Consider the following 18,282-nt stretch of genomic DNA (forward strand, 5'->3'; position numbering starts at 1 on the left):
CGTCCCTGTATGTTCGGGAACAGAACCGTGGGAAGTCCCCGTTTAGCGTGCCGAGGAGATGCTGAATCATGAGTGAAAAGACCGTCACGAGCGCCGCGGGGCAGGGCCCGCCCACCGCCGAGGCGGCCGGCCGCCGCAACGGCATGGTGCTCCTCATCGTGCTCACCCTCCAGACGATGCTGATCCTCGACGTGAACGTGGTGAACATCGCCCTGCCCGACCTCAAGGTCGCGCTCGACTTCACCCCCACCGGACTCTCCTGGGTCCTCAGCTCCTACCTGCTGACCTTCGGCGGTCTGCTGCTCCTCGGCGGTCGCGCCGGAGACGTCCTCGGCCACCGCCGCGGGCTGCTCCTCGGCGTCACGATCTTCACCGCGGCCTCGCTGCTCGGCGGTCTGTCCAGCTCGGCCGGAATGCTGCTCGCCGCGCGCGCCCTCCAGGGCGTCGGCGCCGCTTTCGCCGCGCCCACCGTGCTCGCCCTGATCGCGACCCACTTCACCGACGAGAAGGCCCGGGCCAAGGCCCTCGGCATGTACGCGGCGGTCTCCGGCTCCGGCGCGGCCATCGGCCTCATCGGCGGCGGCCTGCTGACGGACTGGCTGTCCTGGCGCTGGGTGCTCTTCATCAACGTGCCGATCGGCGTCGCGCTGCTGATCGCGGCCCCGATGTTCATCCACGAGACCGAGCGCAAGCCCGCCCGCTTCGACCTCGGCGGCGCGCTCACCTCCACCATCGGCATGAGCGCCCTGGTCTACGGCTTCATCCGGGCCGCCGAGAGCGGCTGGGGCGACACGCTCACCCTGGTCTCCTTCGCCGCCGCGGTCGTGCTGCTCGTGCTCTTCGTCTTCATCGAGACCCACGCCAAGCAGCCGATCACCCCGCTGCGGCTGTTCGCCGACCGCAACCGCGCGACCGGCTACCTCTCGCTGCTGTTCGTGATGGCGGCGGGCAACTCGATGTTCTTCTTCCTCACCCAGTTCCTCCAGGAGGTGCGGGGCTTCACCCCGATCCAGGCGGGTCTGGCCTTCGTGCCGCTCGCCCTGCTGATTCTGGCCACCTCCAGCATCGCCGCGAAGCTTCTGCCCAAGGCCGGGCCGCGCGTCCTGACCGCGGTCGGCGCCGCCGCCATCAGCGTCGGCCTGATCTGGTTCGCCCAGCTCACCCCCGACTCCCAGTTCGTCTCCGCGATGCTCGGACCCATGCTCGTCGCCGGTCTCGGCATGGGCACCCTGCTCGTCGGCGTCACCACCATCCTGATGTCCGGCCTCGCACCCGAGGAGACCGGCGCCGCGTCCGGTCTGCTGAACGTCATGCAGCAGATCGGCGGCGCGCTGGGCCTCGCCATCATGGTGACCGTGTTCGGCGCCGCCAGCCGCGGCGCCGCCGACGAGGTGCCGGCCGGTCTCGACACCAAGGGCACCGCGGACTTCGTCCTCACCGAGGGCGTCACCACGGCCTTCGTCTGGGGTGCCGGCTTCACCGCCCTCACCATCCTGCTCACCCTCATCATGCGTTCCGTCCCAATGGGCGGCGGCGCGGAGCAGGCCGCGGAGGACTCCCCGGAGCAGTCCGGCAACCCCGCGCAGCACGCCACGTCCCTATAGTTCCCATTCGCGACTCCACGCGACGCCCTGGCCGGTTCTCGCCGGTCAGGGCGCGTTCGTGCGCCCGCGCGTCGGACATCCTCCGGTTCGGGCTGCCGTAACAATGCGCTCGTACCATCGTGGCTGAGGGATCAGGATGGCTCCACGCGAGACGTCAACCCAAGGGGGAAGGGATGGTCACGACCATCATGTCGCTGGTCGCCAAACAGAGCACGTCTTCGGTCCGGTGCAGGGAATCCTTACAACTGCTGAGCGCGCTGCAGGCACTGCAGGAAGGCCGCGGAGGCATCGTCGAGCTGCTCGGAGAACCCGGTTCGGGCAAGAGCCGTCTGCTGGCCCAGCTGACCTCCGTCGCACGCGACCGAGGCGTCACCGTTCTCGACGGACGCTGCTATCCGTCCGAACTCGACGAACCTTTGCACGTTTTCACCCGCGCAGTGAACGGCATCATGACGGCCGACCGGCTGTCCGCCCTCTCGCGCGAGCACGCCGAGCTGCTGCGGGCCGGCCTCTGCGCCCGGCTGGGCGGCCGGGGCACCGAACTGGCGCCGCTGCAGCTCTCCCAGGCGCTGCACGCACTGCTGAGCCAGGCCGCCGATCACGGCCTGCTGCTCGTACTCGACGACTTCCACTGGGCCGACCCGCAGTCGCTGGCGCTCGCCGACCATCTGGCCCGCTGGACCTTCCAGGCCCCGGTCCTGCTGGTGGTCGCGCACCGGCCGCGGCAGGCCGCGCCCTCACTGCTCAGCACCCTCGCCCAGGGCGCCGAGCAGGGCCGGGTGGACCGCATCGACCTGCCGCCGCTCGACCTGGACCAGGCGGCCCGGCTGCTCGGCGTACGGCCCGACACGGTCTGGCTGCCCTCGGCGCTCGACGAGAGCAACGGCCATCCGCTCTATCTGCTGGCCCAGGAGGAATCGGCGACGAGGGGCGCGGACCCGCGCACCCAGCTGCACACCGGGCGTCTCGCGCCGCTGGCGGCCGAACTGGCCGGGCTGGACCCGGCGGAACGGCTCGTGGCCGAGTCCGCGGCCGTCCTCGGCGACCGGTTCAGCCGGGACGAGCTGGCGGCCGTCTCCGAGCTGCCCACCGACGAGACCTGCACCGTCGTCAACGCGCTGCTCCAGCTGGACGTGCTGCGGCCACTGCGCTCCTCCGGCACCCTCCTGGGCTTCCGGCACCCGATGCTGCGCCGGGTGCTGCACGACCAGACCGACCGCTGCTGGCGCTCACGGGCCCACCGCAGGGCACTGACCGTGCTCAACCGCCGTGCCGCCTCGGCGTCCGAGCGGGCGGTGCACATCGAGCTGTCGACCAGCTCCTTCACCCCCGAGGACCTGGAGACGCTGGCCAGGGCCGGCCAGGAGGCCGAGCAGAGCTCTCCCTACGACGCCGTTCGGTGGCTCCTGACGGCCCTGCACGAGCTGCCCGCCTCCGAGCAGCCGACCGGCAGACTGCTCGCCCTCATCCCGCCCCTGGCACGGGCGCTGCAGGCCTCCGACTACCTCGCCGACGACGCCCCACTGCGCGCCCTGCTGACCCAGGGGTCACCGCTGGGCCCCGACGACGCGGGCCGGGCGGCGATCGGGCTCTGCGTCATCGTCGAGTGTCTGCAGGGACGATTCAGCGCGGCGACGGAGCTGGTGTCGGCCGCCCTCACCGACCTGCGGGCGGCGAAGGCCGACAACGATATCCTCGCCCAGCTCATGATCTGCCGGGGGATCATCTCCTCGATGCGCGGCGACGAGGAGCTGCCCGGGATCGCCTCCCAGGCCCTCGTCCTCGCCCGGTCCGGCGGGAAGCGCACCACCCTGGCCGGGGCCATGGCGCTGCACGCCCTCGGCGAGCTCGCGGCCGGCCGGGTGGCGCAGTCCCTGGCCTCGTACGACGCCGCCGTGCGCCAGATGGACGAGCTCTCGAACACCGAGATCACCTGCCACAGCGAGTACCTGGCGCTGCTCGGCCAGTGCGCCATGGCGCTCGGCCGGCCGCGCGAGGCGGAGTCGTTCTTCGAGCGCGGCACCACCGTCATCCAGAACTGCTCCCACAACGCGATGCTGCCGGTGCTGCTGAGCGGCCTCGCCGAGGCCCAGCTGCGGCAGGGCCGCCTGGAGAGCGCCCGCAGGTCCGCCGCCGAGGCCACCGAGCTCGCCGGCTACCTGGGCGCCGAACAGCTGCGCGTGGTGGCCCTCGCCCAGGAGGCGCTGTGCGTGACCTACGCCGAGCCGCCGGGCAGCAGCCGGGCCTCCGCGCTCACCGAGCAGGCCGTGCACTCGCTGCGCCGCTCCGTCGGCCGCTGGCACGGCGCGTCCGTACTCGCGCTGGCCGAGGCGCTGCTGATGCAGGGCAGTCCGGACCGCTGCGTCAGCCTGCTCCTGGACCTCGGCGGCCCCGACCTGCCCCGGCTCGACCCCACGCTGCGGCCCCGGGGCTTCGAGCTGCTCGCCCTGGCCTCGCTCTCCGGCGGCACCGGCAGCTCCGGCGGCACCTCGATGTGGGCCGACCGCGCGAACGGCGCGGCGCAGGGGCTGCGGCTGCCGCACAACCGGGCGTACGCGCTGCTCGCGCGCGGACACGTGCTCGCCGAGCAGGCCGACTGGGACGCGGCGGTGACGCTGTACCAGGAGGCGGAGCGGGCGTTCGACGGCGCCCAGCTGCGGCTGCACCGGCTGACCGCGCGTATCCGGTCGGCCCGTGCGGCGAGCAACAGCAGCCGTCCGGGCTTGGCGGCGGAGCTGTGGGCCTCGGCGCAGGAACTGGCCGAGCAGTGGGACGTACTGCTGCTCGCCCGGCTGAATCCGGACACTCCGCTGGAGAACTCGCTGGGCCGCGGCTGCCACGCGCTGCTGCCCGCGCCGATCCCTCTCGTGAACGGTCTGGAGGTACTGACCGGGCGCGAGCGGGAGGTCGCGCGAGAGGCCGGAACGGGCCGGCGGACCCGGGAGATCGCCGAGGCGCTGGGGCTGAGTCCGCGCACCGTGGAGGTCCATCTGTCCCGGATCTACCGCAAATTGGAGATCGGATCGCGTGCTGAATTGGCTCGATTGATGGCCGTACGTATTTCCACGGATGTCGCTACGTGATCCTTCTGTGAGCCTGAAGGCACAGCAATGAACGGGGCTGGACACGACCGGCACCGGAGCAATTCTTCAGGGGGTTGAAGTGAGTCACGGGGAGATCGCCCATCATCACGTCTGGTCGCCTTCCGCCAGATGTCCGGTGGCCGGCGCGGCGGAAGAGGAGCCGCTGACGGAGGACGCGTTCCGGGGCGTCTTCCGGACACATCCGGCCGGTGTGGCGATCATCACGGCGATGGGCGAGAGACAGCCCGCCGGCTTCACGGCGACCTCACTCGCCTCCGTCTCCTCCGCGCCCGCGCTCCTGTCGTTCGGGGTGGGCCGGAACGCCTCGTCGTGGGCCACGGTCTGTGCCGCCGAGTACGTGGCGGTGCATCTGCTCGCTCACGACCAGCAGGAACTCGCCTCGACCTTCGCGCGCAGCGGCGCCGACCGCTTCGCGCCGCCCACCCGATGGAGTGCCGGCCCGCACGGCGTGCCGCTGCTCGACGGCGTTCCCGCGGCGATGGTCTGCCGCAAGGTGTACGACCTGCCCGCCGGCGATCACACCGTGGTGATCGCGCAGCCGATTCGCGCGTACCAGGGCCGCCAGGCCCGTCCTCTCGTCTATCTCGACGGTCACTACGGCTCAGTGTCGCGCTGAGCACTGTCGGGTTCCGCGATCTTCGGAAGGTCAACAAGACATGCGATTCGAAATCCTGGGCAGCCTGCGCATGACGGACGCCGACAGGACTTTCACCATCAGCGCGCCGAAGGTGGAATGCCTTCTCGCCGCCATGCTGGTCCGCGCCGGGAACGTCACATCCACCGACCAGTTGTGCGCCGGAATCTGGCGCGACGATCCGCCGCGGCGGGCCACCGCCACTCTGCATGTGTACATATCCCAGCTGCGCAAGATGCTGAAGGGGGCGAACGCCGAGCCGAGCCCGATCGTCACCCGATTCCCCGGTTACGTCCTGGAGCTCGGCGACCACACGCTGGACGCCCACGAATTCCAGCGGCTTGCCCAGCAGGGCCGGGCCGCGGCGCGGGCCGGCCGGCACGGGGAGGTCTCCGCGCTGTGCGGCCAGGCGCTGTCGCTGTGGCGCGGCACGGTCCTCGGCGAGCTGCGCGGCGGTGACATCGTCGACGAGTTCGCCACCTGGGCCGAGGAGACCAGGCTGGAGTGCGTGGAGCTGCGGAACGAGGCCGATCTGGCCCTCGGGCGGCACCGCGAGCTGGTGGGGCCGCTGTACGCGCTGGTGTCCAAGCACCCGCTCATCGAGGCGTTCCACCGTCAGCTGATGCTCGCCCTCTACCGCTCCGACCGCCGGGCCGACGCGCTCCAGGCCTTCCACACGGTGCGCTCCTCGCTCGACCGGGAGCTCGGGATCAGCCCGTGCCGCCAGCTGCACGAGCTGCACCAGGAGATCCTGCTGGACTCCGGTCCCGTGCTGACCAGAGCGGCGTGAACCGGGCGGTGTCCGGGCCGTGTTGAAAAACGGGGACAGTCCCCATATTCTCGTCCCATGACCACCGAACTGGGATTCCGACTGTCCGTCCTGGACACCGCTCCGGTGTGGCAGGGGTCGACCGCGACCGTGTCACTGCGCAACACCGTCCGGCTGGCCCGTGCTGTGGACCGGCTCGGCTACCACCGCTTCTGGCTGGCCGAGCACCACAACATGCCGGCCCTCTCGACCTCGTCGCCGGCGATCCTCGCCGGGCAGATCGCCGCCGCCACCACCCATCTGCGGGTGGGGGCCGGCGGCGTCATGCTGCCCAACCACCCGCCCCTCGTGGTGGCGGAGCAGTTCGGCACCCTGGCCGCCCTGCACCCGGGCAGGATCGATCTCGGCATCGGCCGCGCGCCCGGCACCGACCCGCTGACGGCCCGGGCCCTGCGGCGCCAGGCGGGCCCGCTCGGCGGCAACGACTTCCCCGCGCAGATCCAGGAGCTCATCCGCTACTTCGCGCCGCCCTCCGGCGCCGCGCGCGTCCCGGAACCCGGGCACGGCACCGTCTCCGCCGTGCCCGCGGCCGAGCACTCCGTCCCCGTCTGGCTGCTCGGCTCCAGCGGCTACAGCGCGCAGCTCGCGGCGGCCCTGGGGCTGCCCTTCGCCTACGCGCACCACTTCTCCCCGCACGGCACGACCGCCGCGCTCGACGCCTACCGCGCCGAGTTCCGGCCCTCCGAGTACCTCGCCGAGCCGTACACGATCGTCTCCGCGTTCTGCGGCGTGGCCGAGGACGACGAGCGCGCGGCCCGGCTGAGCGACCCGCTGCGCGTGATCACCGCCCGGTCGCTGCGCGGCCAGAACCCGTACTTCCCGGCCGTGGAGGAGGCCGCCCGCTTCTCCTACACCCCGGAGGAGCGGGCGGTCGTCGAGCAGCTGTACGGGCCGCAGATCTTCGGCGGACCCGAGGCCGCGCGACAGCGGATCACCGAGTTCGTCAAGGCCACCGGCGCCGACGAACTGCTGATGCTCAGCGCGATCCAGGACCACGACGAGCGGGTCCGGTCCTACGAGCTGCTGGCCGAGGTGACCGGGCTGAGCGCCCCCGCCCCGGCCGACGTGGCCTGAGCCATCGCCTCGGCGAGGAGCCGGAACCCCCGGACCCTGGCCTTGAGGCCGTACACGGGCGCCGACGCGAGCAGCTCGTCGGCGCCCGTGCGGGCACGGAGACCGGCAAGTCGCCGGCCCGCCGTCTCCACCCCGCCGATGATCTGCGGAGCCGCGTACTCCTCGAGGAAGCGCCGCTGGGCGCCCGTCAGCGGATACTCGGCCGCCTGCTCGGGCGTGCGGAACAGGGTCAGCGGATTGATCCGCCCCTCCACCTGGGCCACCTTGGCGGGCCCTGCCTGGTACTCGGCCTCCTCGTCGGACTCGGCCACCACCACCTGCGCCGACACCGCGACGTACGGCCGTTCCAGCCGCTCCGAGGGGCGGAACTCCGCACGGTAGCGGGTCACCGCGGCCTCCGTGCCCGCCGGGTTGAGGTGGTGGGCGTAGGCGTACGGCAGACCGAGCCGGGCCGCCAGCGAGGCGCTGGAGGGGCTCGTGCCGAGCAGCCACACGGGCACCGGTTGCTCCACGGCCGGACAGACGGCGACCGGCGGACGGGCATCCGGCGCGGACGGCGACAGATAGCCGATCAGCTCGGCCAGCTGCTCGCCGAAGGCGCCCTCGTGCGCCGGGTCGCCGGTGCGTCGCAGCGCCCGCGCGGTGGCGGGCTCGCCGCCCGGCGCGCGGCCGACGCCGAGGTCGATCCGGCCCGGGTGGAAGGCCTCCAGGGTGGCGAACTGCTCGGCCACGATGTACGGCACGTGGTTGGGCAGCATCACACCGCCCGAGCCGATCCGCAGCGTCGAGGTGACACCGGCCAGCTGACCTATCAGCACCGGCGGCGTGGAGGTGCCGAAGGCCGGCATGTTGTGGTGCTCGGCCAGCCAGTAGCGGTGGTAGCCGAGCCGCTCCACCTCCGGCGCGAGCTCCAGGAGTTCCCGCAGCGACTGGGCGGCCGGAACCCCGTTGAAGACGGGCACCGTGTCGAGCACGGACAGACGGAAGGGGGCGGTGTCGTTCATGGGCGACTCACTATCGTCGGACACGGCCGGAACCCGAAGTCCCGGCCAGGGTGGTTGAGGAGACGGCGGACCGCGGCACGGTGCCGACGGCCCGCGGGGGCGGTGCGGACAGGGCTCTCCGGGGGCGCCCGGGGGCGCCCCGAGGGATACCGGCCATGCCCGTCCCGTCGGGCATGCCGGTCGTCAGGCCGGGCACACCGGTCGTCACACCGGCAGTCGGGCCGGTCGCTCCGGTCGTCAGGCCGGGCACACCGGCAGTCGGGCCGGCCGCTCCGGCCGTCAGGCCGGGCACACCGGTCGTCACACCGGCAGTCACGGCGGTCGCTCCGGCCGTGAGGCCGGGCACACCGGCAGTCGGGCCGGTCGCTCCGGTCGTCAGGCCGGGTACACCGGTCGTCACGCCCGGCTCCCGGCGTCCTGCCTGGCCGGCGGGACGACAGGGGCCGCCGCACCGAGGAGCTCCCGGGTCCAGGGGTGCTCCGGGCGGGTGAAGACCTGCTCGGCCGGGCCGGTCTCGACGACGCGGCCCGCCCGCATCACCGCGACCCGGTCGCTGACGTGGCGCACGACGCCGAGGTCGTGCGAGATGAACAGCAGGGCCACGCCCAGCCGTTCACGGATCCGGTCGAACACGTCGAGCACCTGCGCCTGCACGGAGGCGTCGAGCGCGGAGACCGGCTCGTCGCAGACCAGCACGTCCGGTTCCGGCGCGAGCGCGCGGGCGATGGCCACCCGCTGCCGCTGCCCGCCGGACAACCCGCGTGGACCGCGGTCGAGCAGCTCGGGTTCCAGGCCGACCAGGCCCAGGAGTTCGACGACCCGCTCCCGGTGGCGGCGGGCGGCCCGCCGGCCGCCGGCGCCGAGCGCCTCGGCCACGATCCGCTCCACCGTCCAGCGCGGGTCGAAGGAGGACAGCGGATCCTGCTGCACCAGCTGGATCCGGCCGCGCAGAGCGGCCCGCGAGCGTTCGCCCGCACCGGACCAGGGCCGGCCGAGCAGGGTCACCGTCCCCCGGTCGGGCTCGGTGAGCCCGAGCACGATCCGGGCCAGCGTGGACTTTCCGGAGCCGGACTCGCCGAGGACGCCGAGCGTCTCGCCCGCGTGCAGCACGCAGGAAACGCCGTCGAGCGCGGTCATGCCGCCGCCGGGCCCGCCGTAACGCTTCACCAGGCCCTCGGCGCGCAGCACCTCCGTACCGGCGCCGGGGCTTCCGGTGCTCCGCCGGCGAGCGGCACGGGCGTCCGGGACCGCGTCGAGGAGACGCCGGGTGTACGGATGGGCGGGCGCGGCGAGGACCTTCGCGGCGGGCCCGCTCTCCACGATCCGGCCGGCCCGCATCACCGCGATCCGGTCGGCGAGCCGGGCGACCGCCGCCAGGTCATGGCTGATCAGCAGCACTGCGGTGCCCGCGTCCCGGCGGGCGGCGAGCAGGTCGAGGATCTGCGCCTGCACGGTCATGTCGAGCGCGGTGGTCGGCTCGTCGGCGATCAGGACGCGGGGTCCCGCGGCGAGGGCGGAGGCGATCAGCGCCCGCTGCCGCTGCCCGCCCGACAGCTGGTGCGGGAACTGCCGCGCCCGCCGCTCGGGTTCGGGCACGGCGACCTCGCGCAGCAGCTCGACGGCCCGGCCCGGCCGGTCGCGGCGGGTGCCGATGCCGTGGTTGGCGAGCGACTCCTCGATCTCGGCGCCGACCCGGCGCAGCGGGTCGAGGGAGACCAGCGCGTCCTGGAGCACCAGGCCGGTCTCGGCGCCGCGCAGCCGCCGCCACGCGCGTTCGTCGAGGGCGGTCAGGTCCCGGCCGTCGAATTCGAGGGTGCGGGCGGTCACGGTGGCGCCGGGCCCGGTGAGTCCGGCGAGGGTGCGGCCGGTGAGGGTCTTGCCGGAGCCCGATTCGCCGACCAGGGCCAGGCACTCGCCGGCCCGCAGGGAGAGGTCGACGCCGTGCACGACCTCGGTGCGGTCACGGCCGCGACCGAAGGAGATCCGCAGGTCCTCCACGAGGACGAGTGCCCGCTCCGCGCGGGTGGTGTCAGTGTTCACGGCCGTCCCTCCGGTCGAAGCGGTGCTGCAGGGCCCGGCCGACGACCGTCACGGAGACGACGGTGACGGTGATGGCCAGGCCGGGGAAGACGGCCGCCGCCCACGCGGTGTCCAGGTGGTCGCGGCCCTCGGCGAGCATCGCGCCCCACTCGGGTGAGGGCGGCTGCGGGCCGAGGCCGAGGAAGCTGAGGGTCGACCCGGCGATGACGGCGCTGCCCACGTTGACCGTGGCCAGGACGAGCAGCGGCGGCAGGGCGTTGGGCAGCAGGTGCCGGAACAGGATCGACGCCCGGCCGCGGCCCATCACCAGGGCCGCCTGCGCGTAGTCGCTGTCGCGGATGGCGAGCGCCTGCCCGCGGGCGAGCCGGACGAAGCCGGGCAGCAGCGAGGCGCCGATGGCCAGGGTGGCGTTGCCGGTGCCGGGGCCGAGGACGGCGACGACCACCAGTGACAGCATCAGCCCGGGGAAGGCCATCAGGATGTCGGTGGCGCGCATCAGGACCTGGTCGACGGCCCGGCCCGCGGTCGCGGCGAACACGCCGAGCAGCGAGCCGGCCACGACGGCGAGGGCGGTCGCGCCGAAGCCGATGACCAGCGAGGTACGGGCCCCGTGCACGATCCGGCTGAACACGTCGCGTCCCAGTTGGTCGGTGCCCAGCCAGTGTCCGGCCCCGGGCCCCGCGAGCGCGTCGACCGGGTCGATGAGGTCCGGCTGCCGGGGCGCGAGCAGATCCGGCGCCACGGCGGCGACGGCGACGGCCAGCAGCACCGCCCCGGCGAGCACCGCACCCGGCCGGAACCGGTGCGGGGCGCGGCGCGGGAGCGCGGGGGCGGCGTCGCCGGGGGTGTCGGCGGCCGTCCCGTCGGCGCCGGCCCCGGCACCCAGCTCGGAGGCCGAGGCCGAGGCGGACGCGGAGGCCGAGGCGGACGCGGTCATCCGATGCTCCTCTCGTCGATGCGCGGGTCCACGAGCCGGTAGAGCACGTCCACCGCGAGGTTGATCAGGGCGAAGGCGACGGCGGAGACCAGCACCACGCCGGTCACCACCGGCAGGTCACGGCCGGCCACGGCGGCGGCCGTGACCTGGCCGAGGCCCTGGCGGCTGAAGACGGTCTCCACCACGACCGCGCCACCGAACAGCGCGCCCACCGCCCAGCCGGACAGGGTGATCAGCGGGATCAGTCCGTGCCGCAGCGCGTGCCGGAGCCGGATCGCGGTCTCGCCGCCGCCCCGGGCGCGCGCGGTGAGCACGAAGGGCTGCTCCAGGGCCCGTTCCAGCTCCTCCCGCAGCACCTGGGTGAAGGCGCCGACGAGTCCGGCCGCGAGGGTGACCGCCGGGAGCACCACGGCGGCGGCGCCGCTGCCGCCCATCGCCGGGAACCAGCGGAGCCGGAAGGACAGCAGCGCCAGCAGGAGCAGGCCGGTCCAGAAGGCCGGTGTGGAGACGGCGACGAGTTCGAGCGAGGAGGCGATCCGCCGGACCTTCGGCCGGTGGGCGGTGAGCACGGCGAGGGTCACCGAGACGAGCAGCGCGAGCAGCAGGGCCGCGACGGCGAGCTGGACGGTGGGCCACAGCTGCCCGCCGATCACCTCGCCGACCGGCTGCTGAAGCTGGAAGGACTCGCCGAGGTCGCCGGTGATCAGCCCGCGCATGAACCGCCCGTACTGTACGGCGAGCGGTTCGTCGAGGGCGAGGTCGTGCCGTACGCGTGCCACGAGTTCGGGCGTGGGGTTGGTGTTGCCGAGCACGCTGCGCACCGGGTCGCCGGGAAGCAGACGGAAGGCGAAGAAGACGGCGTTGGCCGCGCCGAACACGACCAGGGCGGCCAGCAGCAGCCGGCGCGCGAACCAGCGCAGGGGCGGCACGGTCAGTCCTCCAGCCGGGCGTCGTGGAAGCGGGGGTACGCCTGGACGTCGAAGGTCACGCCGCGCACTCGGTCCGCAACCCCGAGGAGGGTGGCGGGGGCGTACACGGGCAGGGCGTAGGCCTGGTCGTTCACGCGTGTCTGGGCCTTCGCGTACAGGGCCGCGCGGCGGGCGGGGTCGCGGGTGGCGGAGGCCTCGCGGAGCCAGCCGTCGAGCTGCGGGTCGGCGACTCCGAAGGCGTTGACGCCGCCCTTGTCACCGGTCTGCGCGGAGTCGAAGAAGGTCCGCAGGATGTCGGGTTCGGCGCGGTTCCAGCTGAAGGCGAGGATGTCGGCGTCGCGGCCGCCCGCCTTCTGGAGGTAGGCGCCGGGTTCGAGGGCGGTGAACCGGAGCTCGATGCCGGCCCGCTTGGCCTCGGCCTGGATGCCCTGGCCGAGCAGCGCCCGCTGGTCGCGCATCAGGCTGTTCATGTAGGGCCAGTGCACGGTGAGGCGGACGCCTTTCCTGGTGCGGTAGCCCGCGTCGTCGCGCCCGGTCCACCCGGCCGCGTCGAGGAGACGGGCCGCCTCCTCGGGGTCGTACGGCCAACCGCCCTCGGTCGCCCGGGCGTAGTCGCCGGTGGCGGGGGTCAGGGCGCTCCAGGAGCGCTCGTACGCGCCCGAGTACAGCGCCTTCACCAGCGCGTCGAAGCGCACGGAGCGCTGCAGGGCGCGGCGCACGCGCGGGTCGTCGAGCGGCGCCCGGTTGATGTTGAGCATGAGGGTGTACGGCGCGCCCGGCTGGGTGGCCCGCATCAGCCGGAAGCCGTGGGCCTGCCGGAGCCTGCCGACGTGGCTGGGCGGTACGGCGGAGGCCAGGTCGACCTGGCCCGAGCTGAGGGCGCCGAAGCGCGAGGCGGCCTCCGGGATGAACTCGACGGTGACGCCGGCGACATGCGCCGGTCCCCGGTTGGCGGCGTCCGGCGGGCCCCACGCGTAGTCCGGGTTGCGGTCCAGGTCGATCCGCCGGTTGCGGGTCCAGCCGGCGAAGACGAACGGGCCGCTGCCGACAGGCTTGAGGCACGTCCGCCCACGGTTCGCGCGGAGCGCGGTGGGCGACTGGATGCCGAAGGTGGCGGTGGACAGCACCTGGAGGAGCGGCGTGTACGGGCGGGAGAGCCGGATCCGTACGGTGCGGGCGTCGACGACGGTCGCGTTCTCGTACATGGAGATGAGCCCGGCCGCGTACTGCGACTTGGTCTCGGGCGCGACGGTGTGGTCGAGGGTGGCCTTGACGGCGGTCGCGTCGAAGGCGGTGCCGTCGTGGAAGCGGACGCCGTCGCGCAGGTGGAAGGTGTACGCCCGCCCGTCGCCGGAGATCTGCCAGGAAGTGGCGAGCCAGGGCCGGACGCGGCCCCGGGCGTCCATGGCGACCAGCGAGTCGAAGACGCCGCGGCCCAGGGCCGCCGTCACGTCGTACGGGCTGATCTGCGGGTCCAGGCAGTCGGGCTGGGTGTCGACGGCGTACACGATCCGGCCGTCCCGCCCGCCCGCCCGGCCGGTCCCGGCGCCGCACCCGGTGGCGACGCAGGCCAGGGCCAGCGCCGCCACCAGGGCCCGGCGGACGAGGGTGCGATGCGTACGGGTCCTCATGCGCCCGGCTGCCCCTCGGCGTCGTCGGTGCCGGAGGTGACCCGGAGCGCGGCGGCCGGGCACAGGTGCTCGGCCGACCGGGCGAGTTCCGCGTCCGCCTCGGTGGCGACGGAGCCGGTCAGCAGGACGACGAGGCCGTCCTCGTCCTGGTCGAACAGGTCGGGTGCGGTCAGGACGCACTGGCCCGCGCCGATGCAGCGGCCGGAGTCGGCGACGATGCGCACCGGCCTCACCACGCCACGGGGAGTTCGTAGATGCCCTGCACACCGCTCTGCGCGGGCTTGATCTCCACCTCTTCGGCGGGAACGGCGAGCCGCAGCCCCGGGATGCGGGAGAAGAGCAGGGTGAGCGCGCTCTGCATCTGAGCGCGGGCCAGGTTCTGGCCGACACACTGGTGCACCCCGTAGCCGAAGGCGAGATGGTGTCGGGCGCCGCGGCCGAGGTCCAGTACGTCGGGGTCCTCGAAGGCCTCCGGGTCGCGGTTGATCTCGGCGGCGGACAGCATGACGCTGTCGCCGGCCTTGATGTGGGCGTCACCGATGGTCATGTCCTCGGCGGCGATCCGCATGGCCACGTCTCCGATGGAGAGGTAGCGCAGCAGCTCCTCGACGGCCGGACCCGCGCCGTCCGGGTCGTTACGGAAGGCCTCCAGCTGGCTCGGGTTCTGCAGCAGCGTGAAGGTGCTGAGCGTGATCATGCTCGCGGTGGTCTCGTGACCGGCCATCAGCAGGATGATGCCGAGCCCGATCACCTCGTCGCGGGACAGCGAACCGTCGGCGAGGTCCTTGTGCACCAGGGTGTCGAGCAGGCCCTCGCCCGGCTCCGACTCCTTCTCCTTGCGGTCCACCAGGGAGGTCAGGTAGTCGCGCAGGTTCATCAGCGCCCCGGTCGCGTCCTCCTCGGACACCTGGGACGAGACGAGCATCGCCGACTGTTCCTCGAAGTAGGCGTGGTCCTCGTAGGGCACGCCGAGGATCGCGCAGATGGTGTGCGAGGAGAGGGGCAGCGCGAGACCGCGCAGGATCTCCGCGGGCGGGCCCTGTTCGAGGAGGGCGTCGACGAGTTCACCGGCGCGCCGGTGGATCGACTCGCCGAGCTCGCGGGTGCGGCGCACGGAGAAGGAGGGGATGACCCGGCGGCGGTACGCGGAGTGTTCCGGCGGGTCCATCCCGATGAGCATCGTCGACTTCTGGATGGCCTTGCGGCGGGGGCTCGGTGACGGAAAGTCCGGCCGTCCCCAGTCGGAGGACAGCCGCGGGTCGATGAGCAGCTCACGGGCGACGGCATGGCCGAGCACCACCCAGGTGGGACGGCCGTCGTACAGCCGGGCGCGCACCACGGGCCCCTCGGTCAGCCGCAGATCGCGGTAGCCGGGCGGCGGCTGGTACGGGCAGGTGCGCAGCTGCGGGAAGTCGGGCAACGGCGCGTTTCCGGTGGTGAGGCCCACGGCGCTGGGGCGTGACATACGCGATCTCCTGCGAGCGGCGACATTCGGGCTGGGGGCAAGACTGGAATCGGTGTCTTGCGCCGCTCTAAAGGGCGACTGTGGGGTGGCGCCCGCGAAAGCGGCCGGAAGTCGGGTTTAGGGCGCGCTTAAAGGGTGCTTTAGCCGGGCTGCGGAGATTGGCGGGATGCAGATCGCAGCCATCGCCCGGGAGCGGCGACACACGCTCTTCTTCCTCGACGAGATTCGGCCCTTCGCGCCGGTCCACCTCGACACGGAGGTGGACATGTCCGGGGTGCTCGCGCACCGCGAGGCCCACCGCGGCGACAGCCGGCTGTCCGTGGTCACCTATGTGCTCCACTCGGCGGCCCGGGTGATCGCCGCCCACCCGGAGGCGAACGCCGCGATCCGCGGCCGGCTGCGCCCCAAGGTCGCCCGTTACGGCGAGGTCGCCGGGAAGGTCGCCCTCGACAAGCGGGTCGGCGGCCGGCGGGTCGTGGTCTCCACGGTCCTGCCGGATCTGGACCGGACCGATCTGAAGGGCATCCAGCACGAGCTGGAGCGCTTCCGGGACGGCGACCCGGAGACGATGCCGGAGTTCGCCTCGATGCTGCTGCTGCACCGGCTGCCGTCGCTGCTCGCGCGCGCCGCCTACCGCCGTGCGGTGCGCCCGCTCCTCGCCCACCCGCGCTTCTTCGGCACCTTCTCGGTGTCGTCCCTGGGCCACCGGTCGGTCGACGGCTTCCACTCGGTGGGCGGCACGACCCTCACCTTCGGCGTGGGCCGGATCGCGCAGCGCGCCGTGGTGCGGGACGGCGAGGTGACGAGCGCGCCCGTGATGCGGCTGAACCTCACCTTCGACCACCGTGTGATCGACGGCGCGGAGGCGGCGGACGTGCTCACCGAGGTGAAGGAGACGCTAGAGGGCTTCTCGGCCGAGGAGGCGCTGCGATGAACGACGTCACGGAGCTGAAGCAGTTCGTGGAGGTGCACGGCCGCATCCTCGGCATCCCGGGCGGGCGGCTGGCCCAGGTCCTCGGGCGGATCCGGCACGACGAGGACGGCGAGGCCGGTTCCTGGGCCCGGGAGTGGACCGAGGCCGGCGTCGAACTGGAGCGGCAGGGCCGGGAGGTGGAGGCCGGACGGCACTTCAACATCGCCCGCTTCCCCTACGTGGACGGCCCGGCGCGCGCCGACGCGCAGGCGCGGACCGTCGCCTCCTTCGACCGCTGGCGGCTCGGCGACACCTCGGGGATCCAGCGGGTCGACCTCGATCTCTCCGGCGGCCGGGTGCGCTGCTGGGCGGCCGGGCTCGCCCCGCGCGGCGGCGAACGCGCGCCCGTGCTGCTGCTCAGCGGCGGCATCGTCAGCGTGAAGGAGCAGTTCGGTCCGATCCTCGCCAAGGCGGGACGGCTGGGCCTGGCCGTCGTCGCCGTCGAGATGCCGGGCGTCGGCGAGAACGAGCAGCGTTACGGGGCGGAGAGCCACCACATGGTCTCCGAGATCCTCGACGCCCTCGCGGACCGCGCGGACACCGACCGGACCATCGCCGTGATGATGAGCTTCAGCGGCCACATGGCGCTGCGGGCGGCCCTCCACGACAAGCGGATCCAGGGCGTGGTGACGGCGGGCGCGCCGATCGGCGACTTCTTCACGGACGCCGGATGGCGGCCCCGGGTGCCCCGGGTCACCGTCGACACCCTGGCCCACCTCACCGGCCTCACCCCGGACACCGTGCTGCCCGGGCTCGCGGATCTGGCGCTGACGGGGGGCGAACTCGCGGCGATCCAGGTGCCCGTGGCGTACACGGTGAGCGCGCGCGACGAGATCATCCCGCCCGGCGACCGGCTTCTCCTCGAGAACCATGTGCGCGAACTGCGGCTGCTCGTCCATGACGACGTGCACGGCTCGCCGTCCCATGTCGCCGAGTCCCGGCTGTGGAGCCTGCGTTCCGCCCTGGACGCCCTGGGCGGTTTCGGGCCCCAGCGCCGGTTCCTCGGCCTGGGCCTGGCCGCGATCCGGGCCCGCGAGCGACTGGCGGGGGCACTCGGCCGCACGCCGGACGCACCAGACACACCGGACACCACAGGCACCACAGGCACGACGATCACCTCGGTCACGACAGGCACGACAGCCACGACAGCCACGACAGCCACGACAGGAGGCGACGCATGAGCGGCGGACCCGGTACGGAGTTCCGCTTCGGGGTCAACGAGATCTCCCCCGAGGCCGACTGGCCCGAACGCGCGCGGGAGGCCGAGCGGCTGGGCTACGACACCCTCGCGACCACCGACCACCTCGGCCTGGCGGCCCCGTTCCCGTCACTGGTGGCAGCGGCCGCGGCCACCACACGGCTCCAGGTCGCCACCTACCTCACCAACGCGTCCCTGTGGGACCCCGAGGTACTGGCCCGGGAGATCGCCGGCACCGACCGGCTGACCGGCGGGCGGCTCAGCGTGGGTCTGCACGCGGGCTGGACCGGCAGCGCCGCGACGGCCGCGCTCACCCCTCAGGACAAGCGTGACCGGCTCGCCGCGACCGTGGACGTCCTGGACCGGCTGCTGACGGACCCCGAGCAACTGCCCCGCCCATTGAGCACTCCGAGGCCGCGGCTGATGATCGGCGTCGGTGAGCCGGAGGAGCTCGAACTCGCCGCGCGCCGGGCCGACACGGTCGTCTTCATCGGCGCCGCGCTGCCCCCGGGCAGCGATCTGGTGCTCCTCGGCCCCGAGGAGTTCGCCGCCCAGGTGGCCACCGTCCGGCGGCGCGCCGCCGAACTCGGCCGCTCCCCCGAACTGAACGTGGGAGTCAAGAAGGTCGTCGTCACCGACGACCGCAAGGCCGCCGCCGAGGCGCTGCGCCCCGCCCTCGCGCCTCACCTGACGAGCGATCAACTCCTCGCTCTGCCGACCCTGTTCATCGGCACCCACGAGGAGATAGCCGAGCAGGTCCGGCGCGGGCACGACCGCTACGGCCTCACGTCGTTCATGGTCCTCTCCGCCCACCTGTACGACTTCGCGCCCGTGATCCCGCTCCTGCGGAAGGGATGACC

Annotated in this window: 15 protein-coding genes; 8 read left to right on the top strand and 7 right to left on the bottom strand. The window is 73.2% G+C overall.

Annotated elements, in window-relative coordinates:
* Positions 1-68 precede the first annotated feature (68 nt).
* The 5 genes from V4Y03_RS02660 (at position 69) to V4Y03_RS02680 (ending at position 7,245) form a co-directional block, all read left to right on the top strand.
* Positions 69-1,604 carry an MFS transporter gene (locus V4Y03_RS02660; protein WP_332433862.1) on the top strand — a complete coding sequence of 512 codons (1,536 nt, stop codon included), beginning with the start codon at positions 69-71 and terminating at the stop codon, positions 1,602-1,604.
* 173 nt (positions 1,605-1,777) lie between these two features.
* A complete protein-coding gene (locus V4Y03_RS02665) occupies positions 1,778-4,687 on the top strand; it encodes a helix-turn-helix transcriptional regulator (RefSeq protein ID WP_332433863.1) in 2,910 nt (969 codons plus the stop codon).
* 136 nt (positions 4,688-4,823) lie between these two features.
* Positions 4,824-5,324 (top strand): flavin reductase family protein, encoded by a 501-nt coding sequence (locus tag V4Y03_RS02670; protein ID WP_332437090.1) that lies wholly within the window; start codon positions 4,824-4,826, stop codon positions 5,322-5,324.
* A gap of 40 nt (positions 5,325-5,364) precedes the next feature.
* Positions 5,365-6,132: an AfsR/SARP family transcriptional regulator gene (locus V4Y03_RS02675; RefSeq protein ID WP_317876809.1), complete on the top strand. Its 768-nt coding sequence runs from the start codon at positions 5,365-5,367 to the stop codon at positions 6,130-6,132.
* A gap of 57 nt (positions 6,133-6,189) precedes the next feature.
* The gene (locus V4Y03_RS02680) at positions 6,190-7,245 is read left to right on the top strand and encodes an LLM class flavin-dependent oxidoreductase (protein ID WP_317876808.1); all 1,056 of its coding nucleotides are present in this window, start codon (positions 6,190-6,192) and stop codon (positions 7,243-7,245) included.
* On the opposite strand, the gene V4Y03_RS02685 is transcribed toward V4Y03_RS02680, so the two are convergent.
* From V4Y03_RS02685 to V4Y03_RS02715, 7 genes are all read right to left on the bottom strand, one after another.
* Entirely contained in the window at positions 7,185-8,249 is a 1,065-nt protein-coding gene (locus V4Y03_RS02685; RefSeq protein ID WP_332433864.1) for an LLM class flavin-dependent oxidoreductase, read from the bottom strand. The genes V4Y03_RS02680 and V4Y03_RS02685 overlap by 61 nt on opposite strands.
* 396 nt (positions 8,250-8,645) lie before the next feature.
* The gene (locus V4Y03_RS02690) at positions 8,646-10,289 is read right to left on the bottom strand and encodes an ABC transporter ATP-binding protein (protein WP_332433865.1); all 1,644 of its coding nucleotides are present in this window, start codon (positions 10,287-10,289) and stop codon (positions 8,646-8,648) included.
* Positions 10,279-11,226, bottom strand: a complete 948-nt coding sequence (locus tag V4Y03_RS02695; protein WP_332433866.1) for an ABC transporter permease — start codon at positions 11,224-11,226, stop codon at positions 10,279-10,281. The genes V4Y03_RS02690 and V4Y03_RS02695 overlap by 11 nt, the downstream gene beginning before the upstream one ends.
* Positions 11,223-12,155 (bottom strand): ABC transporter permease, encoded by a 933-nt coding sequence (locus V4Y03_RS02700; protein ID WP_332433867.1) that lies wholly within the window; start codon positions 12,153-12,155, stop codon positions 11,223-11,225. The genes V4Y03_RS02695 and V4Y03_RS02700 overlap by 4 nt, the downstream gene beginning before the upstream one ends.
* A gap of 2 nt (positions 12,156-12,157) precedes the next feature.
* The gene (locus V4Y03_RS02705) at positions 12,158-13,786 is read right to left on the bottom strand and encodes an ABC transporter substrate-binding protein (RefSeq protein ID WP_332433868.1); all 1,629 of its coding nucleotides are present in this window, start codon (positions 13,784-13,786) and stop codon (positions 12,158-12,160) included.
* Entirely contained in the window at positions 13,783-14,010 is a 228-nt protein-coding gene (locus V4Y03_RS02710; protein ID WP_317877983.1) for a ferredoxin, read from the bottom strand. The genes V4Y03_RS02705 and V4Y03_RS02710 overlap by 4 nt, the downstream gene beginning before the upstream one ends.
* Positions 14,011-14,015: 5 nt before the next feature.
* Positions 14,016-15,251 (bottom strand): cytochrome P450, encoded by a 1,236-nt coding sequence (locus tag V4Y03_RS02715; RefSeq protein WP_332433869.1) that lies wholly within the window; start codon positions 15,249-15,251, stop codon positions 14,016-14,018.
* Between the two features lie 166 nt (positions 15,252-15,417).
* Between V4Y03_RS02715 and V4Y03_RS02720 the strand changes: the two genes are divergently transcribed.
* From V4Y03_RS02720 to V4Y03_RS02730, 3 genes are read left to right on the top strand one after another with little or no spacing between them, the layout of a single operon-like run.
* On the top strand, positions 15,418-16,185 hold the full coding sequence (locus V4Y03_RS02720; protein WP_317877985.1) for a 2-oxo acid dehydrogenase subunit E2: 768 nt from the start codon (positions 15,418-15,420) through the stop codon (positions 16,183-16,185).
* On the top strand, positions 16,182-17,405 hold the full coding sequence (locus V4Y03_RS02725) for an alpha/beta hydrolase (RefSeq protein ID WP_332433870.1): 1,224 nt from the start codon (positions 16,182-16,184) through the stop codon (positions 17,403-17,405). The genes V4Y03_RS02720 and V4Y03_RS02725 overlap by 4 nt, the downstream gene beginning before the upstream one ends.
* Positions 17,402-18,280 carry a TIGR03621 family F420-dependent LLM class oxidoreductase gene (locus V4Y03_RS02730; protein WP_332433871.1) on the top strand — a complete coding sequence of 293 codons (879 nt, stop codon included), beginning with the start codon at positions 17,402-17,404 and terminating at the stop codon, positions 18,278-18,280. Before V4Y03_RS02725 ends, V4Y03_RS02730 begins: the two co-directional genes overlap by 4 nt.
* Positions 18,281-18,282: the final 2 nt, after the last annotated feature.

The organism is Streptomyces sp. P9-A4 (assembly GCF_036634195.1).
Lineage (GTDB): Bacteria > Actinomycetota > Actinomycetes > Streptomycetales > Streptomycetaceae > Streptomyces.

What these genes read in the sequence shown, in the direction of transcription:
- V4Y03_RS02725 (WP_332433870.1), top strand. Translation starts at nt 16,182, where the DNA reads ATGAACGACGTCACGGAGCTGAAGCAGTTCGTGGAGGTGCACGGCCGC.
- V4Y03_RS02660 (WP_332433862.1), top strand. Translation starts at nt 69, where the DNA reads ATGAGTGAAAAGACCGTCACGAGCGCCGCGGGGCAGGGCCCGCCCACC.
- V4Y03_RS02715 (WP_332433869.1), bottom strand. Translation starts at nt 15,251, where the DNA reads ATGTCACGCCCCAGCGCCGTGGGCCTCACCACCGGAAACGCGCCGTTG.
- V4Y03_RS02695 (WP_332433866.1), bottom strand. Translation starts at nt 11,226, where the DNA reads ATGACCGCGTCCGCCTCGGCCTCCGCGTCCGCCTCGGCCTCGGCCTCC.
- V4Y03_RS02705 (WP_332433868.1), bottom strand. Translation starts at nt 13,786, where the DNA reads ATGAGGACCCGTACGCATCGCACCCTCGTCCGCCGGGCCCTGGTGGCG.
- V4Y03_RS02730 (WP_332433871.1), top strand. Translation starts at nt 17,402, where the DNA reads ATGAGCGGCGGACCCGGTACGGAGTTCCGCTTCGGGGTCAACGAGATC.
- V4Y03_RS02675 (WP_317876809.1), top strand. Translation starts at nt 5,365, where the DNA reads ATGCGATTCGAAATCCTGGGCAGCCTGCGCATGACGGACGCCGACAGG.
- V4Y03_RS02720 (WP_317877985.1), top strand. Translation starts at nt 15,418, where the DNA reads ATGCAGATCGCAGCCATCGCCCGGGAGCGGCGACACACGCTCTTCTTC.
- V4Y03_RS02665 (WP_332433863.1), top strand. Translation starts at nt 1,778, where the DNA reads ATGGTCACGACCATCATGTCGCTGGTCGCCAAACAGAGCACGTCTTCG.
- V4Y03_RS02680 (WP_317876808.1), top strand. Translation starts at nt 6,190, where the DNA reads ATGACCACCGAACTGGGATTCCGACTGTCCGTCCTGGACACCGCTCCG.
- V4Y03_RS02685 (WP_332433864.1), bottom strand. Translation starts at nt 8,249, where the DNA reads ATGAACGACACCGCCCCCTTCCGTCTGTCCGTGCTCGACACGGTGCCC.